Below are 24,420 nucleotides of genomic sequence, written 5' to 3'. Positions count from 1 at the left end.
TATACCCGCGGCGGCTAAAGCGCCTGGTAACGCGATATGGCGGCGCTGGCAAGCCGCGTTTTATTGACCGCTCTTCGCGGCGACGCCTAAGCTTGCCCCAATCGCAAAACAGCAGTGGAGCAGCAGCATGAGATTACAGGACAAGGTTGCCATCATCACCGGGGCGAGCCAGGGCATCGGCGAGGCCACCGCCCGGCGCTTCGCGCAAGAGGGGGCCAAGGTGGTGCTGGCGGCGCGCCGCCGGGAACAATTGCAGTCGATTGTCGACGATATCGAGGCCGCGGGCGGCACCGCGATGGCGCAAGCGGTGGATATCACTGACGAGGCCGCGGTGAAGGATCTGGTGGCCGCCACCGTCGCTGCCTACGGGCGGCTGGATATTGTGGTCAATAACGCGGTGTTGATGGTGCCCGGGATGCTGGCGGGGCACGACACCAAGGCCTGGCGCCAGAACTTTATCGTGTCGCTGGACGGCGCCATGTTCCTGATGCGCGAGGCTTATCCGGAACTGTGCAAGGCGGGCGGCGCGGTGGTCAATGTGTCTTCGGTTTGCGGCCTCAAGGGCTCGCCGGCCACCGCCGGTTATTCGGCGGCCAAGGCGGCCATGCTGGGGCTGTCGCGCAACGCCGCCATTGAATGGGGCGGCCAGGTGCGGGTGAATACCGTGATCCCCGGGGCCTTCCTCACGCCGCCCACCGCGGCGGTGATTCCCGACGACGCGGCCCGGGAGGCCACCGCCAAATCCATTCCCTGCAAGCGTATCGGCGATCCGGTGGAGTGTGCCAACGCGATTTTGTTCCTGGCCAGCGACGAGGCTTCGTACATCACCGGCGCGGAGTTGGTGGTGGACGGCGGGCGCACGGCCGAACTCAATACCGGTACCGCCAGCTGGGATTGATCGCGTCGCTACCGGGGGTGGTGGTCCCTGATCACCTCGTGGAAGGCGCGGGTCAGGGCCGCGGTGGAGACGCCGATCATCAATACACCGTTCATCGCTTCCAGGGGGCCCAACAGCCGGTGTTCCGGCGACATGACGATGTCGCCGTAGCCCAGGGTCGCGAAGTTGACCGCGGAGTGGTACACCGCGGTCGATAGCGTGTCGAATTCCCCGAGCATGTAGAACAGCATCGCCCAGGCGGCCACCTGGGCGATGTTGCCGGCGATCAGGATGCACATCATGCCCGCGGTGACCCGCATGCCGCCGATGAAGGCCGAATGCGCGATGTCCTGGCGGTGGGAGAAAAAGCGCAGGGCCGCCACTACCAGTACGCCTTGCAACAGCAGGCAGACAGTCATCGTCGCCAGGCCCAGCAACAGGTTGATCAGCATGATTCAACTCCCCGGAATGTATTGGCGCGACGCGCGCGCAGCCTCTCCAGTAGCGCCATGGCCGCGACCGCGTACAGTGTAACCAGCAGGAACAGGGCCATACGCACCGCGAAAGCCTGGTAGACGTCCTTGCCGTTGACGCTGTCCTGCACCGCCGCGCCCAGCAGGATCAGCATGGTGGTCAGGGTATTGATCCAGAAGCCCGGTGCGAGCGTGCTGCGCAGCACGCCGTAGGCGCCGCTGGCCAGCATTAGGGCGCACAGCCCAATCCAGCCGCCGAAGAACAACAACTCCACAGCCAGGCTCAGGCACAGCCACACGGCGATGGCGCAGAACCCACCGAGGGCGGTGGACCCCACCAGCTCCCGGGTCGCGGCGCGCAGGCGTACCTCGGTGGCCTCCCGGCCCAGCAGGATGCTCTTGACCGTCAAGGGCAGGTAGGTCAAGGGATTGGTCAGGGTGAACAGGAAGGCTGGCAGCACGATCAGGGTGGCGCGCAGCGACAGCCAGTTGCCGGCGGTGAGCGCCGGCGGTGCGGGTGGCGGGGGGCGGGGGCCATCGTCTTCAGGGAACAGCGGGTAGAGCAGCCACTGGCAGAGGACCGCCACCACCACGCCGGTCACCAGCGCCGAAATCAGGGTGGCGGCCAGGGCCTGGCTGACGGTGCTGGCCGCCGGTATCACGGTAAAGCCGAAGGCGAGCAGTGTGGCGGGCACGGATTTGCCGCCGACGATGCCCAGGCGGTTGCTGAAAAACAGGCCCAGGGCGATGGCGATCAGGGCGGACGCGGGGGCGAGTTGCAGCAGTGGGCCCAGTAGCACGCCGATCCCCAGGGTGAGGTTCAACACCAGCACCAGCACCAGCAATTGCTTTGCCCCGGGCGGAGGCCCTGGATTCGCGGTCAGCAGCACCGCAAACAGCGGTGCGATGAAGGGGACGTCCAGACCGAGCCCGTAGGCGAGGGTCAGCGACAGGGCCGTGACCGCCGCCAGGCGAAATACGCGCCGGGCGGCCAGGGGGAGGCGGTGCGGCTTAACCATCAGTACGCGAAGGACAGGTAGCTCAGCAGGCGGATGTACAGTTTGCCCAGCGCGGCGAGCAGGCCGTGCCCCTCGGTGTAGGCGATCACCGAGGCCTGGCCCCCGATCCGCAGCTGGCGCAGGACATCCGCCGGAATGGACTCCTGGAATTCCACGCGTACCGGGAAGCGCTGGGCCTGGCGCAGCCAGTCGCGGTCGTTTTGCACGCTGGGCAAGCCCCCCGGCGGTGGCGCGGCGCCGGCGCTCACGCCGACCCCGACACTGCGCACCCGGCCTCGCAGCACGCGACCGGGCAGGGCGTCCAGCACGATCTCCACCGGTGTTCCCGGGGCTAGATGGCCCAGGTTGTTCTCGGTGAACTCGGCGTTGATCCACACGTCTTCCAGGGCGATCAGGGTCAGCACCGCGTGCCCGGTGCCGGCGAATTGACCCGCTTCCGCCCGCAGGTCGGTGATGACCCCCGCTGATTGCGCGACTACGGTGGTATTGTCGAGGTCCAGCTGCGCCTTTTCCACGCCGCTGCGGGCAACCTGTAACAGGGTGTTGCTGTCCTCGGTGTCGCCGCCCTTCTGTTCAATCGCGCGCTGGATTTGCGCTTCCGCGGAGGCAACCTGGGCCCGCGCCTGCTCCAGGGAGGCCTCGGATATTTCCAGGCGCCGTTCGGAGATGGTGCCCGGGTCGTCTTCCCGCAGGCGCTTGAGGCGGGTGTAGTCCTGCCAGGCCTTCAGTTCGCCGGCTTGAGCGGCCCGCAGTCCGGCCCGGGCCTGCTCCACCGCCGCGTCGCCGGCCTGGACCTGCTGGCGGGCGTTGTCGAGGTCCGAGCGCGCTTTCTGCAGGGCGATTTCGTACTGGGAGCGATCAATGGCGAACAGCCGCTGCCCTTCCTCGACACGCGCGTTGTTCTGTACCCACACCTCGGTGATGACGCCGGCCACTTTGGGCGCAACCCCGACCACGTAACCCTGTACGCGAGCCTGGGAGGTATAGGGCGTAAAGCGCCCCGCCATCAGGTACCAGACGAGCGTCAGCAACAACAGGGCGAACAAGCCCAGGGCGCCGCGACTGACGGCCCGCGCGGCGCTCTGGTCGGCTTCGGACGCCGATTGTGTGCCGGCTTCCGATGCCTGAGCGTCGTCGTTGCTATCGTTGGTGTGGTCGGTCATGGCTCGCTACCTGGTTCGGGGGGCGGTACCAGCGGGGCGTCCAGCAGTTCACCCCAGTCGCTGCGCTCGCGGAGCGTATCGCGAATCTGTGCCGGCAATACGGTATCGATGGTGGCCTGCTGCCAGCCGCCGCCCAGGGCCTGGTACAGGCCGATGATGGCGGCGACGTGGTCGCCGCGGTTGACGATGGCTCGGTCGGACTGGGCAAAGGTCGCGGCCTGGGCGTCCAGCACCCGCTGGAAATCGGAGTAACCCTCCCGGTATCGTCGTGTGGCGATCGCCAGGGAGCGTTCGGCCGCGGCCAGGGACTCGTCCAGTATCGACTGGCTGGTACCGGTGGCAATGATACGGTTGGCGGCGTCGTCGATGTCCCGCGTGGCGTTGAGGACGCTGTTGCGAAACGCTTCCAGGGCCTGCTGCAGCCGCGCGTCCTGCACTCTCACATTGTTCTCGATACGGTCGTAATTGAAGATGTCCCAGCGCAGCGCGGGACCGCCCGCCACCGTGACGACGTCGCCGCTGCCGTCGAGGCTGTTGCCGGACCAGCCGATGGTGCCCACCAGCGAAATCGCCGGGTAGAGGTCGGCCTGGGCCAGGCCGATCTGGGCGGATTGGGCGGCGGCCTGCCAGGCGGCGGTGCGCACGTCTGGCCGCCGCAGCAGCAGCTCGGCGGGCAGTGCCCGCAAGCTGGGGGTGTCCAGGGTGGGCAGCGTGCTGTCCACCCGCGCCAGTTCCGGCAGGTCGCCGGGCGCCCGCCCCAGCAGGACACACAGCGCGTTGCGCTGCTGTTTCATGGCCAGTTCCAGGGCGGGGATCGTGGCCTGGGTGCCGAGGTACTGGGCTCGGGCCTGCTGCAGGTCGAGCTCTGAATCCTGGCCGCTTTCGAACAGCTGGCGGGTGATATCGAAGCTGCGTTTTTGCAGCGTGACGTTGCGCCGGGCGATCTCGATCCGTTGCAGGGTGGTTTTGTAGCCGTAGTAGAGGGAGGCGACCTGGGCGGCCAGCAATACCTGCACGTCGTTGTAGTTGGTTACCGAGGCGAAGTAGGCGGCGTCGGCGGACTCGATACCGCGGCGGAAGCGGCCCCAGAAATCCAGCTCCCAGCCGACGTCGAAGGAGGCGTCGCCCGTGCGGAAGTCGCGGTCGCCATCGCCGGGACCTTCATCGTTGTGCCGGGATACCCAGGCGCCGCTGGCATTGATCTGCTGCACCTGTGGATACCGCAGGCCGGTGGCGATGCCCAGCAGGGCGCGGCTCTCAAGAATGCGCAGCCCCGCGATCCGCAGCCCGGGGTTTTCCTGCCGCGCGGTATCGATCAACTGCCGGAGGACCGGGTCTTCGAAGCGCAGCCACCACTGGCTCAAGTCCGGCGCGGCATCGTCGCGGCGGTAGAGCGCGGGCTGCCAGTCGGCCAGCCATTCGGTGTCGGGTTCGCGAAAATCCGGACCCAGCGGCGCGCAGGCCGCGGCGCCCAGTAGCGCGGTGGCGATCAGTGAACGCGAAAGCCGTGGCACGACCGCGCGAATCACTCGGCCCCGGCGTCGTGGTCGGCCGCCGGTGCCGCACCGTCCACCCAGGCCATGAATATCTGGTAGGCCACCGCGAGAATCACCGCGCCCACGAACAGGCCGATGACCCCGCTGCCGATCATGCCGCCGATGGCCCCCAGTAGGATAACGGGCATCGGCACCGCGAGCCCGCGGCCCAGCAGGAGGGGTTTGAGTACGTTGTCGGCGAGACCGGCCAATACCAGGTAGATGGACAGCAGGGTATTGGACAGCAGCGAGCCGTCACCGCTCGTCCACAGCCAGGCCACCACCGGAATGACCACCAGCGCCGCGGGCACCTGGGCGATACCGAGCAACAGGACGATGGCGGCGAGCACGCCGGCGGCCGGCACGTCGCCGATCAGGAAGCCCACACCCAGCAGCACCGCCTGGATAAAGGCGACGCCGACCACGCCGCTGGCCACCGAACGCACCGTGGCGACCGAAAGCTCGTGCAGCTCCGGGCCGATCTTGGGGCCGCAGATACGGATGAATATTTTACGGGTGCTGGTGGCGCCGGGGTGGGCGTAGGCCATCATGATGCCGGCGACAATGAACGCGCCGAGAAAGGCCAGCAGGGTCGTGGTGGCGTTACCCAGCGCCCCGGCGGCGGCGCGCGACAATTCCCGCAGTTGCGCCTGGTGCTGGACGGCAAAGGCCTGCAGGTTGTCGGAGGCGGCCTGCCAGGCGGCGTATACCCGGTGCCCCACCAGCGGCCAGTCCGCCACGCCCGGTCGCGGTGGCGGCAGCGCGGTACTGCCGTCGGCAACGCCCTTGTACAGGGCCAGCATATGATCGACAAAGGAAAAGCCCAGCAGCACCGTGGGCACGCCGGCCAGCAGCACCAGCAGCAGGACCAGCACGGTGGCGGCGCGACCGCTGCCGCCGAGTGCCCCGGCGAGTTTTTCATTCACGGGATAGAGGGCAATGGCCAGGACGATGGCCCAGACCATCAGGCTCAGGAAGGGGGCGAGCACCTGGAAGGCAAACCACGCCAGCAGGGCAATAAGTCCTAGGCGTACCGCGACATCGATGATCTCGGTTGCCTGGCGCGGGGACGAGGGGTCGGGCTGAGGCGTATCCATGGGCTGTATTCCCTTTTGTTGTTCTCGACCTGCCACCCATTATGCAGGGTAGGGCGGGGTCTGGCGACTACGCTAGGGGGAATATAGCCCAAGGGGCAGGATTTGGCAGGGTGCGGGCCGGGTTGCCCGGCCCGGGGGGCGTTATTTCACCGCGCCGCCGCCATCCACCGACAGGATCTGGCCGGTAATGAAAGAGGCCCGGTCGGAGCTGAGGAAGGTCACCGCCTCGGCGATTTCCTCCGGCTCGCCCAGGCGGTTGAGGACCGCTGCTTTTTTCAGGCCCTCGGCGATTTGCGGTTGTTGCTCGAAGTATTTTTCCACGCCAGGGGTGCGAATCACGCCGGGGGAAACGGCGTTGATGCGGATGCCCTGGGCCCCGTATTCCGCCGCGGCGCTTTTGGTGAGGATATTGACCCCGCCCTTGGCGGTGGCGTAGGCGGTGTTGAACGCCTGGCCCTTCAGCGACGAATTGGAAGAGATATTGACGATCGCGCCGCCGCCGCTTTGCAGCATCGCCGGGATTTCATACTTCATGCACATCCAGGTATTGGTCAGGCACATCTCCAGGGTGCGGTCGAACTCCTCGCGCGCGAACTCATGGATGGGACCGTGCCCGTGGCTCAATGCGGCGCTGTTGCAGGCGATGTCCAGGCGGTCGAAATTCTCGAGCGCCGCATCCACCATGGCTTTCACCGAGTCCTCGCGGCTGACGTCTCCAAACACGAAGCGCGCCTCGCCACCGGCATCGGCGATCAACCTGGCGGTCTCGGCGCCCGCGTCCTCGTTGAAATCGGCAATCACTACCCGCGCGCCTTCGCGGGCATAGGACTGTGCGATGGCGCGGCCGATACCCTGGCCGGCGCCGGTGACTATCCCTACTTTTCCCTCGAGTAAACCCATTGTTCCGTCCTCGCGTGCAGTGACTGGTGGGTACAGCATGTTGTGCTGTGGCATAGTACGCTGTTCCGCGGACGCGGGAAGCGCGACAGCGTGCAGATCGATGGACATAATCCGTCAGCGACTATGAAAGATATAACCGTTAACGCCTATCAGTTTACGCGCCTGGTGCACTACCTGGAGCACCTGGGTTTGGACTCCGCGCCAGTGTTGTATAGCGCCGGTCTGGTGAGGGGGCGCCTGTCGAACCTGCCGCCGGATTACCCGCTGCCCGCCCATCAGTACTCGCGCCTGTACCGCGCCGCGGCACGGGCCATGCAAACCCTGGGCCGGCCGCTGCCCTGGGGGGCGGGGCTCGGCACCGAGGGCTTCGACCTCATGTGCCACAGTATGATCGGCGCCCGCAGCCTCGGCGACGCGCTGCGCCTGGCCGAGCGTTTTGACGCCCTGTTGTTTCCCCTGCTCAAGTACCGCATGTACCTGGTGGATGAAGGGGAGGGCAGCGTGAGGTTGTGCTACGAGGTGGAGCTCGACGCCGACACCGAGGCCCTGATGCTGGCGCAATGGGATCGCGAGAACTACCAGGAGCCGGTGTCGCGGGCCTCGGGGTTGCTGGTGTGGCACGCGCTCTGTGGCTGGCTCACCGGCCAGCCCCTGGAAGCGGAGCGGGTGACCGTGGCCGCGCCCTCGCGGCACGACAGCTACACCCGTCGCCTGGAGGCCGTGTTCCACTGCCCGGTGACCTTCGACGCGCCGGAGACCGGATTGGTGCTGCCGCGGGAGCAACTGTCCCGCCGTGTGGTGCAGACCGTGGATTCGCTCAAGGATTTCCTGGCCAACGCGGTGTACCAGTTGATCGCCATCGACCAGCAGCCCGCCAGCACCAGCTCCGCGATCAAGTCGCTGATCACCCTCGACCTGCCGGGGCCCCTGCCTTCGCTGGAGGCGGTGTCCGCCCAGTTGATGATGTCGGAGTCCAGCGTGCGCCGCCGGTTGCAGCGGGAGGGGACCACTTACCAGGCGCTCAAGGACGAGGTGCGCTGCCAGGTGGCGATCGACAAGTTGGTCAACGAACAGGCCAAGGTGGCGGAGGTGGCGGAGCACCTCGGTTTCACCGAGCCCAGCTCCTTCGTGCGCTCCTTCAAATCCTGGACCGGCCGCACGCCCAAGGCCTACCGCGACAGCATGCGCAGCCTGGCCGAGGCCTGGGATGGTAGCGCAGGCTAAACCAGTTCCCTGAAACCCCGCTCCGGGCGGCTCTGCCGCTGTCACTTTTGTCGCGCGCTGGCGTAGGCTGGCGGCGATTGCCACAGCCCCAAGACAGCACAGGAGACAGCACATGTTACTGAAAGACCGAATCGCACTGGTGACCGGCGCCGGACAGGGTGTAGGGCAGGGTATCGCCCTGGCGCTGGCGGCGGAGGGCGCCCGCGTCGCGGTGACCGGCCGCACGCTGGAAAAACTGGAGGCCACCTGCGCGCGGATTCGCGAGCGCGGCGGCGACGCATTGCCACTGGTGTGCGACGTGAAATCGGCGGAGTCGCTGGCCGCAACCGTCGACGCCACCGTCGGCCACTTCGGCGGGCTCAATATCCTGGTGAACAACGCCCAGGAGGTGCCCCTGGGCACTTTGCTGGAGGTCGACGACGAGGCCTTTACCCGCGGCTGGGAGTCCGGCCCCCTGGCGACCCATCGCCTGATGAAGCTGTGCTATCCCCACCTCAAGGGCAATGGCGTGATCGTCAATCTCGCCAGTTCCGCCGGCAAGCGCTGGGACATGAGCGGCTACGGCGCCTACGCCGCGACCAAGGAAGCCATCCGCTCGTTGACCCGGGCGGCGGCCTGCGAATGGGGCCCCGAGGGTATTCGCACCAACGTCATCCTGCCGCACGCCATGTCGCCGGGCCTGGCCTGGTGGACTGAGAACAACCCCGAGGAGGCCGAGGCCTTTATCGCCTCCATCCCCCAGCGCCGTATCGGCGATTGCGAGCGCGATATCGGCCGCCAGGTGGCCGCGTTGTGCAGCGATTACTCGGCCTACGTCAATGGCCAGAGTATCGGCCTGGACGGCGGCCAGGCCTACCTCGGTTGACTTGCCCTTTCCCCTAGGCCCACCCCTCACCGCGACGGCGTCCTGCCGTCGCGCTCGACAATAGACGTCACCCGTCGCGTTCGCTGACGGGATTTGTCAAGAAAACTGCCTGCCGGCGTTATGTCCCGGCTCATCCCCCCTGTGAATAATGCCCGCTCGCCAGTCTGCCGGCCGCGAACATCCGGCCGAGCCTCCATCACATTAGACTAACGACAGGAGACATAATGAAGTACACGCACCGCAAGCGCGCCACCCTCGCCGCCGCCATCATTGCCACTATCGGTGTGACCGATGCCGCCCAGGCGCAGCTCGAGGAGGTTGTGGTCACCGCGCGCAAACGCTCCGAGAGCCTGCAGGAAGTGCCCATGGCGGTCAGTGCGTTTACCGCGGGGCAGCTCGCCGACGCCCAGGTGGACAACATCCTCGACCTGCAGCGCATGACGCCCAATATCACCCTGACCGACACCGGCGGCTTGATTGCCGGCGCGGTATCGGTATTCATGCGCGGCATCGGCAACGACCCGGGCTTTCCCCAGGGCGTGGGTATCTACGTGGACGACGTGTACCTCAACCGCACCAGCGGCGCCCTGCTGGAAGTCTACGATGTCGAGCGCATTGAAATCCTCAAGGGACCCCAGGGCAACCTCTATGGGCGCAACACCATTGGCGGCGCGATCAAGTACGTCTCCCGCGAGCCCAGCGACGTATTCAGCGGCAGCGCCGAGCTGAAGACCGGCCGCTTCGGCCTGTTCCAGGCCAAGGGTGACGTGTCTGGCCCGATTATCGACAACACCTTGTACGGCAGCTTCGGCGGCCTGGTGAAAACCCGGGATGGCATCCAGACCAACGCCCATGACGGCGAGGAATTCTGGGGAGCCGATGTCCAGGCCTATCGCGGCAGCCTGGTGTGGCAGGCTGCCGACAACCTGCGGATAAAGCTGGCGGGCGATTACTCCGATGACCAGTCCGACCCGCGTGTACCCAACCGGGTGGCGGTGAACAGCGAAATACTGGCGGGCATCGATTTTGTCACCGGCGGCGCCAACCAGTTCCTGGGCCCGGGCCTGGGCGTGCTGGATGCTCCCAACGACGCCTCGCTCCCCTTCGACATCGACACCGTGAACACCGAGTACAGCGATGGCTTCGACGAGTTCGAGGTGGTGACACAGACCGTGGCGCTGACCGTGGACTGGGAAATGTCCGACAACTGGACCCTGAAGTCGATCACCGCGCAGCGCGATATCGACAACACCCAGCCCTTCGATTTCGACGGTAGCGACCAGGTGTTTATCTACTCCATGCGTCCGCGCGAAGCCTCCGACTTCAGCCAGGAACTGCAGTTCAACTACAGCGGTGATCGTGTCGAGGCGGTGATGGGCTTGTACTACCTGGACGCCGAGGAGGATATCGCCAACTTTACCTACCAGGGGCCGCGCCTGCGCGCCGTCCAGGTACACAGCAAGAACACCTACCGCGACCACCAGGCGCTGGAGTCGAAATCCGTCTACGGCTCCGTGGACTGGGACTTTGCCGACAGCTGGCAGCTGTCACTGGGCGGGCGCTACACCGAGGACGCCAAGGATGAGTTCCAGCGCGCCGATGTCACCCAGGGCTTCTACGCTCTGGCCGGTTTGAAAGGCTTTCCCCCCGGCGCAGTGGTCGCCATCGCGCCGGGCCAGGAAGCGGCGGCGGAGCAGAGCCCGCTGTTCGCCTACTGGGCGTCCAGCAACAGCGAATACCTTGAGCTCAACTACGCGGAAAATACCGATGCCAGCGATAGCTGGAGTGAATTCTCGCCCAGCGCCAAACTCACCTGGTTCGCCGGCGATGAACTGATGTTCTATGCGGGGTATTCCAGCGGCTTTAAATCCGGCGGTTTCCAGCGCAACAGCGGGGTGACCACGGCCTTCGACCCGGAAGTGGTGGACAACTACAACCTGGGCATCAAGAGCACCTGGCTCGACGGCTCCCTGCGCCTGAATGCCGAGGCCTTCTTCAATGATTACAGCGACAAGCAGTTGACCACCATCACCCTGGACCCGGTTACCGGCGACCTGGAAGAACGCGTTGGCAACGTGGGCGCCCTGGAAACCTCCGGCGTGGAACTGGAGCTGAACTGGCTGCCGCCGGTGGAGGGCCTGGTGGTGTCGATGAACGCCGGTTACCTGGATACCAGCATGAAATCCTACGAATCCGGTGGCGAGGACATCGCCGACACCACCGCGGTGGGTTTCTCCCCGCGCTGGACGGTGCAGGGCCGGATCAGCTACGACTTTGCCGTGGCCGACATGGGACACTTGCTGTTGGGCACCGATGTATCCTATCGCTCCGAGTCCTACACCAACTCGCCGGTCGACCTGACGGACCCCTACGCGGTACAGCAGGTTCAGGAGGAGCACGCCATCTGGAACGCCATGGCGGCCTTCACCACGCTGGACCAGCGCTGGCGCATCGCCCTGGAGGGCCGCAACCTCGACGACACCCGGGTGCTGACCAACAGCTATGTGGTAGGGCCCTTCATCACCGGCGCTTACAACATGCCGCGCACCTGGGCGGTGTCGGTGGGCTTCGAGTTCTAAACCGGAGGCATGTGCCCCACTTCCAGAAGCCGGGCAAATGCCCGGCTTTTGACTTTCTGTGGGCCCTATCTATGCTCAGTAGTGCATTGCAAAGCCACGATAGCGCGGAGCAGGGGATGGAAAAAGTTTCTGGCATTGGCGGGCTATTCTTCCGCGCGAAGGATCCTGACGCTTTGTCTCGTTGGTATGAAGCGCACCTTGGCGTTCTGCCCGTACCCGCCAGCTACGACCAGGCCCCGTGGCAACAGGCCGCCGGCCCCACGGTCTTTGCCCCCTTCGCGCGGGATACCGAGTACTTTGGCCGCGCCGCACAGGCCTGGATGGTTAACTTCCGGGTGCGGGACCTGGACGCGATGATCCAGCAGTTGCGCAGCGCGGGTATCGAGGTTGTTCCCGACCAGGAGCAATATCCCAACGGCCGCTTTGCCAGGCTACATGACCCCGAGGGCAACCCGATCGAACTGTGGGAGCCAGCGTCATAAGCTCGCGCTTCAAAGGCGAGCGGCTGGCTGTCACAGTTCGAGGAGGGAACATGAATATCTTTGTCTCCAGTGTGTTTGTGGACGACCAGGCCGGGGCACTGGGTTTTTACACCAATACGCTCGGTTTCCAGGTTAAGCAGGATGTTCCCGTGGCAGACGGAGGTTGTGGATGCGTGGTCGGCGTGACTGAGGCGGGCAGCCCGGAAAGGGTGTTGTCAGTCGACCTTTGCCGACCCATATTTCACCTGCTGTACAATGGTTACAGGCAGCAACACGGTGTCGGCAATCGGTGACAGCAGCAACACATCGGCCAGGATGCCGTACTGCAAAAAGGTATTGCTGGTTAAGTATCGTTCTTCCGCGTTCAGTAGACAGACATCGTAGGCCACGCCACTGTATATCCGCGGCACTGATGAGCAGTAGCTGCCACTTTTTGCGAGTTTTCTACCGATATCCTCATTGCTTTTGGGCGCCGAGTTTAGCGTGCCGCAGCCAGATAAAGTGAGCAGCAGGGCAATGCTTATACTTCGAATCATCCTTTATTCTCCCGGTCTTCGCCGTTTGTGATCGGCAATATTATAATCCAGCTGTCATACTGAGAACATTGAAGAAAGCGAAAGTTCATATCGCCAGTCGCTGTTCGAAATCTATACGCGCGTCGTCAAGCAGCAGGGGATCAGCCATTCCAGGCAAGCTTTCTCCCGTCACCAAGCTGCACTCCCTGAATACCGCACCCCTGGCTAGCCTGGCGAGCGGCTGGCTATCACAGTTCGAGGAGGGAGCATCGTTGGCTCACGGAGGTGGCAGACGGAATCCCCAGCACGTCCTTCAGTGTCGGGGATCTCGATGCGGAGTACACACGCCTGACCGACCTGGGCGTTCTCATCCAGCTGGTCGAGTTGGCGGGCGCCGCCTGAGCAAACCGTCCACCGCCATGCCGTAGTCCGGGTGCTCGCCGGTCCAGTAGGGTTTGCAGGTGTTTAGGTCCACCTCCGGCGCGATCTCGCCGAGTGCTTCTTCCCACGTTTCCGCGGAAGCGTCTGGGAATTGCGGGAAGAAACTGGTCTCGATGGTTTTGCCGGTCGGAGTGGTGAAAAGTAGGGCAGGGGAGGCTTCATTGTCGCTTTGCCCGCGCACTTGAATGCTGAAACCATCGTGATGCAGTAAACGGTGGTGATAGCGACACAGGGTCACCAGATTGCCCAGGCTGGTTTCACCGCCATCGGCCCAGTGTCGGATATGGTGGGCGTCGACATACCTGGATTCGCAACAGCCGGGAAATCGGCAGGTTCTATCGCGAATCGCCAGCGCCCGGCGGATATTCGGAGGTACGGTTCGGGAGCGGCGGCCGATGTTCAGCACCTCGCCGCTTTCGTTCTCCAGCACCGTCACCAGGCTGGCATCGCAGGCCAGGCGGCGGGCAGTGGCGGGACTTAGCCAGGGGTTGTGCTCCATTTCGCTGTGGGCGTGGCTGTCGTGCCCGTGTTCACCTTGCCGTCGCAGGGTGGCCGCGTCGACATGCAGCATAATTTGGCAGCGCTGCGCACCTTTCAGCGCTTGAATATCTTCGCCGCCGCGGCTGGTAGCGAGGAAATGCTCGGTGATGGTTACCAGTGCATCGGCGCGGGTATGGGTGAGCAGTTCCTGGAAACGGTTTCCCCGAGCCTTATCTTCCTGCTCAACAGTCTCGGAGAACGTTTCCGCTGAAACGCCTTCCACGCAATTTTCCGGGGTATCGTTTGTTTCACTGAATTCTGTGTTTTGCACTTGCCGTGTGCGAGTCTCTTCCAAAATCTTCTGTTGCCGCTCCGCCTGAATCGGCGCCACCACGGCCTCGATCGCCTTTACCACCTGTCCTCCAGCCTCCGGTGGCAGCTTGGCGTGAATCACCCACATGCCATCATCGTCCTGGTAGTACACCAGCTTGCGAGCGTTGTCTCTCTCGTTCTCGCGGCCCCGCGCGTTTTCCCGTCGCTTGATGTTTTCCTCCACCCGGTGGTACTTGCCCACGAGCTTCTCCATATGGCTCGCGGTGCCGTGCTCGGCAATCATCATCAGGTAATCTTCGTTCTCAGGCGTGGCCACCCGCGTCATGGCCCGAACCTTGGAATAACTGACCTCGCCGCGTGCGAAGGCCGCATCGATCTGCGGCAGCTTTTCCAGGCAATGTGCCACACGGACTTTCTCCCGCGCGGCGCTCAGTGCAATGCCGCACTTCCAGTTCAGCCAGTGGGCGCAGGAGCGCACCGTTCCGCCGCCGCTCCAGCCCTTGCTGTGGTCGAACTCGGCGACGAGTTTGAGTAGACGGTGATTGGCGGCGTTGATTTGGCCTGCCAGGAAGGTGATTTGGTTGGCGAGGGATTCTTTGTAGTCCTGGCGGTCAGGGCGAATGAAGGCGGCGGGGAGGGACATGGGGGCGGCCTCTTTGTGCTGGGTATATGTACAGTATAAGCAGGTGAAGGTATGATTCTGTACATCAATTTCGGCCATGTGGGAGGATGTGGGTACTTTTGGTGTAGGAGCGAGTTGGCTGCTTTGTGCTAGAAGCGAACGGTCGGTAAGGCGTGACTAAACCGCTGCTTTCGCCTGTGAATTCAACTGATCAACGCAACACCCTGTTATCTTTTGTAAAAACCGGGAGGGTTGCGATATGGTCAGGAAATCCAATCTGCGCTACACCGATGAAATGAGGTCATATATCTGGGATCGATATAAGGCTGGTGATTCAGTCTGGTCGATTGCCAGATCCTTTGATCGATCCTCATCATCTATTCACGGTTATTTGTCTCGCACTGGCGGCATACGACCACCTGTGAGAAAGAAGCCCAATCGCTGCCTGTCCCTGGGCGAGCGAGAGGAAATATCCAGAGGCCTCGTCGCCGGATTGTCGATTCGAACGATTGCATCAGACCTGGGGCGTGCTCCCTCGACGATCAGCCGGGAGATCAAGCGGAACGGCGGTCCAGACAACTACCGTGCCACCCGAGCGGATCAGAATACCTGGGATCGGGCGCTGAGACCTAAACCCTGTAAACTGGTGTTAAACCGACGACTTCGTCGTCGAGTAGAGGTGAAACTTAAGCGCAAGTGGTCGCCACAACAGATCGCTGGCTGGTTGAAGCACGAGTATCCAGGGGACGATTGGAATCAGGTGTCGCACGAGACGATCTATCGCAGCCTCTTCATTCAGGCACGTGGAGCCCTGAAAAAGGAGCTGCAGCAGTATCTTCGGTCGAAGCGACATATCCGTCGTTCTCGCACATCGACGCTTAAAGACGATGGCCTTGGTGGTATTCCTGGTGCCGTATCTATCCGAGAAAGACCAGCGGAAATAGAAGATAGAGCGGTACCAGGCCACTGGGAGGGCGATCTCATCGAAGGATCAAACAAGACCTGTGTCGCTACGCTGGTTGAACGGCATTCCCGCTATGTCATGTTGGCGAAAATCGATAAGAAAGATGCCTCGACCGTCATCGATGCCTTGATCAAGCAGTCAAGGAAATTGCCCACTGAACTCTACCGATCCCTCACTTGGGACCGGGGTACAGAAATAACAGGACACAAGCGGTTTACTCTGGAAACCGACATTAAAGTGTATATCTGTGATCCCAAGAGCCCCTGGCAAAGAGGTTCGAATGAAAATACGAATCGGCTGCTCAGGGAGTACTTGCCCAAGTACACTGATTTATCGGTTTACTCTCAGGCAAAGCTGGACTGGATTGCGAGGGAGCTGAACGAGAGACCACGGAAGACTCTGGACTATGAAACACCAGCTGCTAGATTTAATGCGTGTGTTGCAGCGACCAGTTGAATTCACAGGACAAAGAGTTGGTTTGGTTCTTTGGTTACTATCAATGAATATAGGCAGCAGGTTTCTGATTGCTCTTTCTGTTATACCGGCCATCCCGGTCATTGGATTTCTTGCGACCATGGTTTTCAGCGGAGTTGGACCGATGAATGCATCGAAAATTCTGCATGCTGTTACATTTCTATTTGCCTTGCTCGGTAGCGTTGGGCTAGTCGCTTCGACTCTCAGGGCTACTTACAAAAATCGATTGCTACGGTGGTCTGCCTCGCTTTGTGTCCTATGCGGGTATATTGCCATTGCAACAGGAACATACGCGTTGGACTTGAGTATTGCACCCAACCCACCGCAATTTGGAATGCCGGCTCCATTTCCAATTGTGCCCTATCTTGCACTATTGCTTATGCTTTCATGGCCAGTTACGGCTGGATTTGTGGCAATCGCGCATTTGGTGCTAAGGGACCCCGATGTCTCCTAAGAGGACGCTGACGACTAGGCCAAAGCCGCCACATGGCGGACTTCTCTGCCAGGCAGGAGACTGTTAGTGGACGCTCATGTTTTGCTCGGGCATTGGCGCCCACCAGCAAATAAGAAGTAATATAAACTCTTGCTGTAACATGCAGAAAACAACGAACACCAAGCTCAATGTACTTGTTGGTGCCATGCGTGTTCGGCATGCAGACCAACCGCTTATCAGGTGACTGATGGAAGAACTTACCCTCGCAGAAATTCTGGAGCTGATTCGAATCAACGAGGAAGCCATGGTAATTCAGTTCCAAACCTGGCTTACCATCACGTTTGCCACGATTGTGGCTGTATTCGCCGGAAGAAACCTCCTCACAGGATTGATGCGGTGGCTGGTGACTATGTTATATATGCTCGCCTCTTTGGCCGTGACAGCGGTAAGTATCTACCTGGCAGAAAATAACGCCTTGTTAGTCACTATTCTGGCCTCCCGCGACGTTGCCGTGGCTGCGCCGGTGTTTGCGGGCATCACATCGTTCGTTTTGTTTTTGGCCGGTGTTGGCACAACGGTGTACTTTATTCATATGAAAACGACTGACGAGTCCAGCTGACAGACCTATATTCGGCAGAAAAACTCTTGGCAACTCAGTCGGCCATCTGGCGTCGTGAAGCCTATTTTGGAAAGTATGCGGCTCTTTTATCAGGTCTGCGAAGCGGGCATTGAGCACGAGTAGGTTTCATATCGCACTTCGGATCTTTGTGATCGATCAACGTGTTCCGGGTTTGGTCCGGCGGAGTCCGGGCCGCTGGGGCTGGTTTGCTGTGGCGTCCTCAAGCGGCCCGGTCATTGCCCGAGGAGCCTTTCAGCATTCGATAAATGTGGTTCTGCTTATACGCATCTTCCGGGATTTCCTCGTATCCAGCCGACGCTTTCTGGTCCGCGCTCAAGGGATTCGAGGTCATGCGCTGTTCCTTTTCGGAAGATGTGTTGTTGTTCACGTCCCGGTTGTACCCCATGTCTGCGCCCCCCGCGAAAAAGGCAATTGCTACTGTTGTTTGAAACTGGATTTAAAGTATGGGTGCTACCGCCCCGGTGTGGCTACCGCTGGACAGTGACGTAGCTCTCAGTTTTGGCTTTGTGCGGGGGCGAAAAGTGCGGAAATTTCCGGGAACGAGACGGAGTTTGCGAACTTGTTAACGCTACGGTTGTCTTAGAACTGGTTTCGGTATATCCAGGAAGTACAACAAGCGGGGGCGGCTAGGGCGGGTGACATGACCACCCGCGCCCCCTAGAAAAACCTGCCGGTTCAGTAGGGCCGGTCTCCGTCCACGGTAATTCGCTCCATCCGCCGATGTTGCGGGAAGTAATCATTCACCGGTTTGTGCTGGGTACTGCGGTTGTCCCAGATGGCGATGCTGTGACGGCGCCATTGAAAGCGGCAGGTGTACTCGTCGGTGCGTACGTGCTGGAACAGGAAGTCGAGGGTGGCGCGGGATTCAGCGGCTGTGAGTTCCCGGATCCGGGTGGTGAACAGGCTGTTGACGAAGATCACCTTGCGGCCGGTCTCCGGGTGGGTGCGAATCACGGGGTGCACCACCGGCGGGTTGGCGGCCACGGCTTCGGCCAGGCGTTCGCGGCCGCCGGGCTCGGCCAGGCTCTCCTTGAAGCCGTGGGAGAAATCGTGCACCGCGCTCAGTCCCTCGAGGAAGGATTGCATGCTGTTCGACAAGCCCTCGTAGGCGGCGGTCATGCTGGACCAGAGAGTGTCGCCGCCGCGCTCGGGGATAATCACTGATTTGAGGAAGGTGGCCATGGGCGGGTGGGCGCGAAACGTCATGTCCGAGTGCCAGGCCTCGATTTTGGTGGGTTTTTCCGGCGTGCTTTCCAAAATGGTGATGGCCGGGAAACCCTCCACCGTGGCGTAGGCGGGGTGGGTTTGCAGGGGGCCGAACGCGCTGGCCAGGGCGTGTTGGCGCGCCGGGCTGATGTCCTGCTCGCGGAAGAAAATCACCTCGTGCTCATTGAGCAGCTCGCGCAGGGTCTTGACCTGTTCCGGGGCCAGGTCCCGTGACAGGTCGATACCGTGTATTTCGGCGCCCAGGGCGCCGGCCATGGGGCGGACTTCCAGCATGTCGGTTCGGTTCGTTGTGTGGAGTGAAGGTGGATTCTAGCACTGCTTCAGGGGATGTCGTCACTGGCGGGCAGCAGCACGGTAACCAGCAGGCCGGTGTCGGTGTTCTCGGCGCGGATGTTGCCGCCATGCTGCTCCACCGCCCGGCGGGCGATGGACAGGCCGAGGCCGTAGCCGCCGGTATCCCGCGCGCGGGCGGTGTCCACCCGGTAAAAGGCGTCGAAGATATGCGCGAGCTCATCCTCGGGAATACCGGGCCCGGCGTCCTGTACCTCTACCTGGTAGTGCGCGCCGCTGCGATTCACCCGCACCGTCACGCGGCTGCCGGCGGGCGTGTAGAGCACGGCATTGCGCAGGATGTTGTCGAAGGTTTTGCGCAGCAGATCGCCGCTGGTGGTGACCAGGGCTTGCTCCGGGGCAGCCTCCAGCCCCACCTGCTTGTCATTGGCCCTGGCCTCGAAGTCGGCGTCGGCGCAGAGGTTGCGCAGCAGTGCCACCAGATCGATGTGTTCATCCATGGGGTGGTCGGTCGCCTGGGCACTCAATAGCTGCCCGATAAGCTCTTCCAGGCGCTGGGTTTCGCGGTCGATGCGCTCCAGCTGGGCCAGTGATTGTTCAGGGCGCTCCTGGGCCAGCGCCAGGGCGATTTTCATGCGCGCCAGGGGCGAGCGCAGCTCGTGGGAAACATCGCTCAGCAGGCGCTTTTGCGCGTTCACCCGGCGCTGCAGCTGTTCCGCCATGGTATTGAAACTGCGCGCCAGTTCGTCGGCCTCGTCGCCGCCGTCCCCGCGTACCGCGATGCGCGTGTCCAGGCGCCCCGCGGCGAGTTCCCGCGCGGCGTTGCGCAGGCGATTGAGGCGCTGGGTCATCATTCGCGACAGCAGGTAGCAGAGCAGCCCGCTGATCACCACCGCCAGGAGAATGCGCAGCCAGAGTTTATCGCCCAGCGTGCGCAGCATCGAGTGGCGGTGATCCCTGTTGGTAGTGAGTACGGCGCGCATCAGGCCCGCGTCCTGGCGTAGGATGGCGTAGGCCACCACCGGGGGCTTTCGCTCCTGTTTCAGGAAGACCCGCCGTTGGTGCGGTGATATCTGCGCCGCGGCCATCCGGGCCACTTCCGGTACGTCGCGGCCGAGCAGGTCCTCGCCCGCGGCATTCAGCAGGAATACGTCCACGTGATGGCGTCGGCGCTCCCGTTCAAGCAGTGACGGTAGCTCCTCCGCGGGCAGATTCTGCAACTGGTAAATCAGGCGCAGGACAAAGCGCGGCGGGGGTCCGGGACGCTCCACCTCGACCAATTCTCCGGGCAGGGACTCAAAGTAGCGGGCGGCGAGCATCCAGCTGGCGAGGATGCCGGTGGTGATCAGCCAGAAGCCGACAAACAGTTTGACGTAGAGGCTGTTGCGCAGCACTAGCGGAGCGTCCCGGCCGTGCTGGCGGCGTATTGGTAGCCGGCGCCGCGCACATTGAGGATCAATTGCTCGCCGCCACAATCGGCCAGCTTGCGGCGCACCTTGCTGACGTGGACGTCGACGCTGCGATCGTAGGCCGACAGCGGCCTGCCCAGGGCCTCCCGGCACAGGGTCTCCTTGTCCACCACCTGGCCGGCCCGGGCCGCCAGGCTCTGCAGTACGTTGAATTCGGCGCTGGTCAGGTTCAGGGCCTGGCCGTCGTAGCTGGCCTGCCGCTGCGCGCTGCTCAGCTGCAGCCGGCCCACCTCCAGTTCACCGCGCGGTTCGCGGGTAACGCTGGTGCGGCGCAGGATGGCCCGCAGCCGCGCCGCCAGTTCCCGCGGATTGCAGGGCTTGGGCAGGTAGTCGTCGGCGCCCAGCTCCAGGCCGATGATGCGGTCGGTGTCCTCGCCGCGGGCGGTGAGCATCAAAACAGGTGTCTGGCTAAAACCGCGCAGCGCGCGCAGCACGTCGAGCCCGAGCATTCCCGGCAGCATGATGTCGAGTACGATTACGTCATAGCTGTGCTCGCGGCAGTGGGCCAGGGCCTGTTCGCCGTTGTGCACCGCATGGGTGCGAAACCCTTCCAGGGCGAGGAATTCGCCCAGCAGTTCGCACAGTTCGGTATCGTCGTCGATCAGTAGAACATCGACATCCATTGCTCGCTCCGCGTATTCGTTGGGCGGATTGTCGGCAATAGCGCGGTGCATGTCACGCCACTTAACTTCCCGAGGCCCTTCTTCACATTTCTTAACACGGCGCGGGCAGAGCTTAACCGGGGCCCTGCCTACACTGGATTCCAGGCGTTACCACGCGCCACACAGCAAGTGACAGCAGGAGATGCGATATGAACAAGGTACTGAAACACTCACTGGCCGCCGCCGGCCTCGGCCTGGCGCTGCTCGGCGCGGGGGCTAGCTTCGCCGGGCCCCACGGCGGCATGCACGGCTCGCCGGAGCGGATGATGGAGCGCATGGCCGAGCACCTGGACCTGAGCGACGAGCAACAGGCCGAGGTCCAGCAGATACTGCGGGACAGCCGTGAGCAGGGCGAGGCGGACCGCGAGCGCCTGATGGCGTTGAAGTCCAGCTTGCGCGACAGCGCCGACACTTTCGATAGCGGTGAAGTGCAGGCCGCGGTGGACGAAATTGGCCAGATTACCAGCCGCATGACCTACCGCATGGCGGAGGCCCAACACAAGGTGCGGGCGGTGTTGAATGAGGAGCAACGGGCGCAGCTGGATGCCTGGGCTCAACAACGCGAGGAGCGCCGCGGCAAATGGCACCGGGGCCGTGGCCCCGACGGCGCCCCGGAAGAGTAAGACCCCCGAGAGACCCCTGTGAGCCTGGGGTGGCGCTGGCCACCCCTTTTTTTATGCGCTCTGTTACAGCTCCAGGCGCTCCAGCCCCAGCGCCTCGCCGGCACTTGCCCGCGCGCTGCTGGTAATCACCGCGGTGCTGGCCAGTTCCGGCTTCAGGTAGGTCTCGGCCACCCGGCGCAGGTCGTCCAGGCTCACATCCAGGACTTGCTGGCGGAATTGCTCACGCTGCGCGTGGCTGCGGCCGAACAGGCGGTTGTGGAAGTGCTGCTTGGCCTCGCCGGCGGGGGAGCTGGGTTTGTCCATGCTGCCGATCACGCCGAGAATGGCCTCTTCCAGCGCCAGGTTCTCGTGCCGGGTGTCCAGCAGCCATCGCACCGCAGTGTCGAAGTCCGCCAGGGTTTCCTCCAGGCGCGGGTCGCGGTAGGAGTAGAAGCGGAAGGCCGCGATGCTGCTGTCCTGGGTGGCACCGCCACCGTAGGCGCCGCCTTTTTCGCGGATCGCCCGGTGCAGGAAGCCGTTGCGCAGGAAGCCGCCCAACACCACCAGCGCCGCCGCGTCGGCGTGTTGCACCGGCACCGTGGGATAGGCGCGGGCGCAAAAACTGACCTGGGTATTGGTCACCCACATCTGTTGCACGCGCTCGCGCAGGGCCGGTAGCGCGAAGGCGGCTTCGCCAGCGGCGTTGTCTTGACCGCTCCAGGCGGTCAGCGTTTCGGCGGCGATGGTCTCCACGTGCTGTTCGTCGGCGATGGTCAGCAGCTGCCGGGGCATGGCATTGACGCGCCCGTGCAGTTGCGCCAGGCGGTCGGCGAACGCCGCCAGCCGGCTCGCGTCCTTGAGGTCCCCGTCCAGCTGGCGCAGGGCCTTGATACCGGCCATGCCGGACAGCTGGTGATTCAGGCGCGCCAGCGGGCTCATCCCGGCGCAGGCGGCGGCCATCGCCAGGCCGTGGCCGTTGCCGGTGACCGCCTGCTCGCGGCGGGCGCGCTGCTGGCTGATCAGTTCGCGGATGCGGGCGTGCTCGGCGAAGCCGGGTTGGGCCAGGGTGTCCTGCATCAGTTCGACCTGGGCCGCGGCATTGCGCGCCAGGGCCTTGGAGGACAGCACGAAATAGGCGCCGAAGCTCTGCTCGTCGTCGACGTTGCCGCGCATCGAGCTGAAGGCGTTCAGCGAACCCACCGTGGCCGCGTGGCGATGCTGGGTGGCGAGGTAGTCCTCGCCGCCGACACCCAGCTCGGTGAGGATATTGGTGTACAGCGGCAGGATCTGCTGCTCCTCCTCGTCGAGCCCGGGCAGCGACGCAATCACCTGTTGGTACACCAGGCCGTTGGTGCCCTGGGTATAGCGGGTCAGTCGCGTGCCGTTTTGCTCGCTTTCCTGGCAGGGGATCTCGGGCAGGCTGGCGGGCACGTCCGCCAGCTCCACCCGGGGCAGGATGTTCGGGTCGTCCACCTGCAGCTGGCGCTGTTCGAGCTGTTCGGCGCGCTCCACAATCCGCGCCTTGTCGGCCGCGTTCAGGCCGGCCTTGATCGCCGCCAGGCGCTCGGCCTCGGCCTCGGCCCGGCGCGCCGAGAGCGCCGTGTCGGGGGTCATGACCAGGGTGACCCGGTGGGGGTTGTCGAGCAGCAGTTGCCGCGCCAGGCGCTTGATGTAGTCCGGGTCGGCGATATTGTCCCGCAGCCGGGCGATCACCGGGTCCAGGTCCAATACGCCGATCGGGTCGGCGTAGTGGGTGGCGCAGCCCAGCGCCTGCAGGATGAGCTGCAGGCCGTAGGGGAAGCCGTCGCCGCTGACTTCCCGCTGGTGCAGCTCCAGCTGGTGCAGCACCGCCTCCAGCCGGTCGCGGGCGATGCCCTCGTCGGCCAGCCGTTCGATCACGCCCAGCACCAGGGCCTCGACGGCGTCGGCGCTCTGGGCCTCGGAGCCCTCCAGGCCGCAGCAGAACACCATTTCGCGCAGCGAGTCCTCAAGCCCACACATGGGGGAGGGGGCCTGGCCGAGATCGGTGGTTTCCAGGGCGTGCATCAGCGGCGAGGCGCTGTTGTCGATCAGTACGCTGGCCAGCAGCTGGGCCTCCAGCATCTGCATCAGGTCGGTGCTCTCGCCGAGCATCCAGCCGACGACAATATGGGTCTTGTGCTCGGTGCCGCCGCTGTCGTCGAAGGCGTAGGGCCGCTGCACGCGCAGCGGGGCGTCCAGGCGCTGTTCCGGCGGCACCTCGATGCGCAGGTCCTGGCGCTGGAAGCGGCTCAGGGCGCGCTCCTCGAATACCGCCTGGTGTTCGCCGGCGGGGATGTCGCCGAAGGTCATGAAGATGGCGTTGCTGGGGTGGTAGTGGCTCTTGTAGAAGGCCTTGAGCTGGTCGTAGCTCAGGTCCGGGATATGTTCCGGGTCGCCGCCGCTGTTGTAGTGGTAGGTGCTGGTGGGGAACAGGTGCTCGCACAGGGTTTGCCACAGGGTGCTGCTCACCGAGCTCATCGCGCCCTTCATCTCATTGAACACCACGCCCTTGTACACCAGCGGGCTGTCGCTGTCGCCGGCCTGCTGGAATTCCACCCTGTGGCCCTCCTGGGCGAAGTCCAGTTCTTCCAGGCTGGAGAAGAAGACCGCGTCCAGGTAGACGTCCAGCAAGTTGCTGAAGTCCTTGCGGTTCTGGCTGGCGAAGGGGTAGGCGGTCCAGTCGGAGCTGGTAAAGGCGTTCATGAAGGTGTTCAGGGAGCGCCGCAGCATCATGAAAAAGGGGTCGCGCACCGGGTAGCGCTCGCTGCCGCACAGGGCGGTGTGTTCGAGGATGTGGGCGACGCCGGTGGAATCCATGGGTACGGTGCGCAGGGCCACCAGGAACACGTTCTCGCTGCTGTCGGAGGCCAGGTGGTAGTGCACCGCCCCGGTAGCGCGATGGCGGTATTCCTCCACCGCCAGGTTCAGGGATTCGATCTCCACCCGGCGCACGGCGTCGAAGGCGGGGTGTGTGGCGGCGGGCGTGGCGGGATTGGTGGTCATAGAACTCTCTGTCTGTGCGCCGCGCAGGC

The 24,420-nt window shown here is 63.6% G+C and carries 22 protein-coding genes; 9 read left to right on the top strand and 13 right to left on the bottom strand.

What is annotated here, in order from left to right; genetic code table 11:
• Window positions 1-127 precede the first annotated feature (127 nt).
• Window positions 128-898 (top strand): SDR family NAD(P)-dependent oxidoreductase, encoded by a 771-nt coding sequence (locus tag JYP50_RS08920; RefSeq protein WP_206560163.1) that lies wholly within the window; start codon window positions 128-130, stop codon window positions 896-898.
• An 8-nt stretch (window positions 899-906) separates the two neighbouring features.
• Here JYP50_RS08920 and JYP50_RS08915 read toward each other — a convergent pair whose 3' ends face one another.
• The 6 genes from JYP50_RS08915 to JYP50_RS08890 all read right to left on the bottom strand — a co-directional run bounded on the left by JYP50_RS08915 (window position 907) and on the right by JYP50_RS08890 (window position 7,064).
• On the bottom strand, window positions 907-1,329 hold the full coding sequence (locus JYP50_RS08915; RefSeq protein ID WP_206560162.1) for a potassium channel family protein: 423 nt from the start codon (window positions 1,327-1,329) through the stop codon (window positions 907-909).
• Window positions 1,323-2,369, bottom strand: coding sequence for a DUF2955 domain-containing protein (locus JYP50_RS08910; protein ID WP_206560161.1), 1,047 nt, complete (start codon window positions 2,367-2,369; stop codon window positions 1,323-1,325). Before JYP50_RS08910 ends, JYP50_RS08915 begins: the two co-directional genes overlap by 7 nt.
• Window positions 2,369-3,532 carry an HlyD family secretion protein gene (locus JYP50_RS08905; RefSeq protein ID WP_206560160.1) on the bottom strand — a complete coding sequence of 388 codons (1,164 nt, stop codon included), beginning with the start codon at window positions 3,530-3,532 and terminating at the stop codon, window positions 2,369-2,371. Before JYP50_RS08905 ends, JYP50_RS08910 begins: the two co-directional genes overlap by 1 nt.
• A complete protein-coding gene (locus tag JYP50_RS08900; RefSeq protein ID WP_206560159.1) occupies window positions 3,529-5,046 on the bottom strand; it encodes an efflux transporter outer membrane subunit in 1,518 nt (505 codons plus the stop codon). Before JYP50_RS08900 ends, JYP50_RS08905 begins: the two co-directional genes overlap by 4 nt.
• A gap of 11 nt (window positions 5,047-5,057) precedes the next feature.
• Window positions 5,058-6,164 (bottom strand): AI-2E family transporter, encoded by a 1,107-nt coding sequence (locus tag JYP50_RS08895; RefSeq protein ID WP_206560158.1) that lies wholly within the window; start codon window positions 6,162-6,164, stop codon window positions 5,058-5,060.
• Between the two features lie 141 nt (window positions 6,165-6,305).
• Complete coding sequence (locus JYP50_RS08890) at window positions 6,306-7,064, bottom strand: SDR family NAD(P)-dependent oxidoreductase (RefSeq protein WP_206560157.1); 759 nt, start codon at window positions 7,062-7,064, stop codon at window positions 6,306-6,308.
• Window positions 7,065-7,187: 123 nt separating this feature from the next.
• On the opposite strand from JYP50_RS08890, the gene JYP50_RS08885 reads away from it, so the two are divergent.
• From JYP50_RS08885 to JYP50_RS22250, 5 genes are all read left to right on the top strand, one after another.
• On the top strand, window positions 7,188-8,288 hold the full coding sequence (locus JYP50_RS08885; protein ID WP_206560156.1) for an AraC family transcriptional regulator: 1,101 nt from the start codon (window positions 7,188-7,190) through the stop codon (window positions 8,286-8,288).
• A gap of 112 nt (window positions 8,289-8,400) precedes the next feature.
• Window positions 8,401-9,153: an SDR family NAD(P)-dependent oxidoreductase gene (locus JYP50_RS08880; RefSeq protein ID WP_206560155.1), complete on the top strand. Its 753-nt coding sequence runs from the start codon at window positions 8,401-8,403 to the stop codon at window positions 9,151-9,153.
• 224 nt (window positions 9,154-9,377) lie between these two features.
• Window positions 9,378-11,732: a TonB-dependent receptor gene (locus JYP50_RS08875; RefSeq protein ID WP_206560154.1), complete on the top strand. Its 2,355-nt coding sequence runs from the start codon at window positions 9,378-9,380 to the stop codon at window positions 11,730-11,732.
• A gap of 71 nt (window positions 11,733-11,803) precedes the next feature.
• Window positions 11,804-12,214: a VOC family protein gene (locus tag JYP50_RS08870; RefSeq protein ID WP_347136750.1), complete on the top strand. Its 411-nt coding sequence runs from the start codon at window positions 11,804-11,806 to the stop codon at window positions 12,212-12,214.
• 50 nt (window positions 12,215-12,264) lie between these two features.
• The gene (locus JYP50_RS22250) at window positions 12,265-12,507 is read left to right on the top strand and encodes a VOC family protein (RefSeq protein ID WP_431311295.1); all 243 of its coding nucleotides are present in this window, start codon (window positions 12,265-12,267) and stop codon (window positions 12,505-12,507) included.
• Here the strand turns inward: JYP50_RS22250 and JYP50_RS08865 are convergent.
• Together JYP50_RS08865 and JYP50_RS08860 are read right to left on the bottom strand one after the other, a co-directional pair.
• Complete coding sequence (locus JYP50_RS08865; RefSeq protein ID WP_206560152.1) at window positions 12,430-12,750, bottom strand: YceK/YidQ family lipoprotein; 321 nt, start codon at window positions 12,748-12,750, stop codon at window positions 12,430-12,432. The two genes, JYP50_RS22250 and JYP50_RS08865, sit on opposite strands and share 78 nt — an antisense overlap.
• 346 nt (window positions 12,751-13,096) lie before the next feature.
• Entirely contained in the window at window positions 13,097-14,626 is a 1,530-nt protein-coding gene (locus tag JYP50_RS08860) for an HNH endonuclease signature motif containing protein (RefSeq protein ID WP_206560151.1), read from the bottom strand.
• Window positions 14,627-14,864: 238 nt separating this feature from the next.
• On the opposite strand from JYP50_RS08860, the gene JYP50_RS08855 reads away from it, so the two are divergent.
• Window positions 14,865-16,025, top strand: coding sequence for an IS30 family transposase (locus JYP50_RS08855; protein ID WP_206560150.1), 1,161 nt, complete (start codon window positions 14,865-14,867; stop codon window positions 16,023-16,025).
• Between the two features lie 698 nt (window positions 16,026-16,723).
• Window positions 16,724-17,095 (top strand): hypothetical protein, encoded by a 372-nt coding sequence (locus JYP50_RS08850; RefSeq protein WP_206560149.1) that lies wholly within the window; start codon window positions 16,724-16,726, stop codon window positions 17,093-17,095.
• Window positions 17,096-17,315: 220 nt separating this feature from the next.
• On the opposite strand, the gene JYP50_RS08845 is transcribed toward JYP50_RS08850, so the two are convergent.
• The 4 genes from JYP50_RS08845 to JYP50_RS08830 form a co-directional block, all read right to left on the bottom strand.
• Window positions 17,316-17,483, bottom strand: coding sequence for a hypothetical protein (locus JYP50_RS08845; RefSeq protein WP_206560148.1), 168 nt, complete (start codon window positions 17,481-17,483; stop codon window positions 17,316-17,318).
• A 308-nt stretch (window positions 17,484-17,791) separates the two neighbouring features.
• The gene (gene tauD, locus JYP50_RS08840; RefSeq protein ID WP_206560147.1) at window positions 17,792-18,616 is read right to left on the bottom strand and encodes a taurine dioxygenase; all 825 of its coding nucleotides are present in this window, start codon (window positions 18,614-18,616) and stop codon (window positions 17,792-17,794) included.
• Window positions 18,617-18,663: 47 nt separating this feature from the next.
• A complete protein-coding gene (locus JYP50_RS08835; protein WP_206560146.1) occupies window positions 18,664-20,028 on the bottom strand; it encodes an ATP-binding protein in 1,365 nt (454 codons plus the stop codon).
• Window positions 20,028-20,726, bottom strand: coding sequence for a response regulator (locus tag JYP50_RS08830; protein WP_206560420.1), 699 nt, complete (start codon window positions 20,724-20,726; stop codon window positions 20,028-20,030). Before JYP50_RS08830 ends, JYP50_RS08835 begins: the two co-directional genes overlap by 1 nt.
• Window positions 20,727-20,914: 188 nt before the next feature.
• Between JYP50_RS08830 and JYP50_RS08825 the strand changes: the two genes are divergently transcribed.
• On the top strand, window positions 20,915-21,388 hold the full coding sequence (locus JYP50_RS08825; RefSeq protein WP_206560145.1) for a Spy/CpxP family protein refolding chaperone: 474 nt from the start codon (window positions 20,915-20,917) through the stop codon (window positions 21,386-21,388).
• Window positions 21,389-21,451: 63 nt separating this feature from the next.
• Here JYP50_RS08825 and JYP50_RS08820 read toward each other — a convergent pair whose 3' ends face one another.
• A complete protein-coding gene (locus JYP50_RS08820) occupies window positions 21,452-24,391 on the bottom strand; it encodes an insulinase family protein (protein ID WP_206560144.1) in 2,940 nt (979 codons plus the stop codon).
• Between the last annotated feature and the right edge of the window lie 29 nt (window positions 24,392-24,420).

The sequence above is a fragment of the Parahaliea mediterranea genome, assembly GCF_017255185.1.
In the GTDB taxonomy this organism is placed as follows: domain Bacteria; phylum Pseudomonadota; class Gammaproteobacteria; order Pseudomonadales; family Halieaceae; genus JAFKCZ01.
The sequence above is the reverse complement of the archived record's forward strand: the minus strand, read 5'-3'. Positions and strand labels throughout refer to the sequence as shown.

Coding starts and splice junctions, on each gene's coding strand:
- JYP50_RS08920 (WP_206560163.1), top strand. CDS start 128: ATGAGATTACAGGACAAGGTTGCCATCATCACCGGGGCGAGCCAGGGC.
- JYP50_RS08915 (WP_206560162.1), bottom strand. CDS start 1,329: ATGCTGATCAACCTGTTGCTGGGCCTGGCGACGATGACTGTCTGCCTG.
- JYP50_RS08910 (WP_206560161.1), bottom strand. CDS start 2,369: ATGGTTAAGCCGCACCGCCTCCCCCTGGCCGCCCGGCGCGTATTTCGC.
- JYP50_RS08905 (WP_206560160.1), bottom strand. CDS start 3,532: ATGACCGACCACACCAACGATAGCAACGACGACGCTCAGGCATCGGAA.
- JYP50_RS08895 (WP_206560158.1), bottom strand. CDS start 6,164: ATGGATACGCCTCAGCCCGACCCCTCGTCCCCGCGCCAGGCAACCGAG.
- JYP50_RS08890 (WP_206560157.1), bottom strand. CDS start 7,064: ATGGGTTTACTCGAGGGAAAAGTAGGGATAGTCACCGGCGCCGGCCAG.
- JYP50_RS08885 (WP_206560156.1), top strand. CDS start 7,188: ATGAAAGATATAACCGTTAACGCCTATCAGTTTACGCGCCTGGTGCAC.
- JYP50_RS08880 (WP_206560155.1), top strand. CDS start 8,401: ATGTTACTGAAAGACCGAATCGCACTGGTGACCGGCGCCGGACAGGGT.
- JYP50_RS08875 (WP_206560154.1), top strand. CDS start 9,378: ATGAAGTACACGCACCGCAAGCGCGCCACCCTCGCCGCCGCCATCATT.
- JYP50_RS08870 (WP_347136750.1), top strand. CDS start 11,804: ATGCTCAGTAGTGCATTGCAAAGCCACGATAGCGCGGAGCAGGGGATG.
- JYP50_RS22250 (WP_431311295.1), top strand. CDS start 12,265: ATGAATATCTTTGTCTCCAGTGTGTTTGTGGACGACCAGGCCGGGGCA.
- JYP50_RS08865 (WP_206560152.1), bottom strand. CDS start 12,750: ATGATTCGAAGTATAAGCATTGCCCTGCTGCTCACTTTATCTGGCTGC.
- JYP50_RS08860 (WP_206560151.1), bottom strand. CDS start 14,626: ATGTCCCTCCCCGCCGCCTTCATTCGCCCTGACCGCCAGGACTACAAA.
- JYP50_RS08855 (WP_206560150.1), top strand. CDS start 14,865: ATGGTCAGGAAATCCAATCTGCGCTACACCGATGAAATGAGGTCATAT.
- JYP50_RS08850 (WP_206560149.1), top strand. CDS start 16,724: ATGGAAGAACTTACCCTCGCAGAAATTCTGGAGCTGATTCGAATCAAC.
- tauD (WP_206560147.1), bottom strand. CDS start 18,616: ATGCTGGAAGTCCGCCCCATGGCCGGCGCCCTGGGCGCCGAAATACAC.
- JYP50_RS08830 (WP_206560420.1), bottom strand. CDS start 20,726: ATGGATGTCGATGTTCTACTGATCGACGACGATACCGAACTGTGCGAA.
- JYP50_RS08825 (WP_206560145.1), top strand. CDS start 20,915: ATGAACAAGGTACTGAAACACTCACTGGCCGCCGCCGGCCTCGGCCTG.
- JYP50_RS08820 (WP_206560144.1), bottom strand. CDS start 24,391: ATGACCACCAATCCCGCCACGCCCGCCGCCACACACCCCGCCTTCGAC.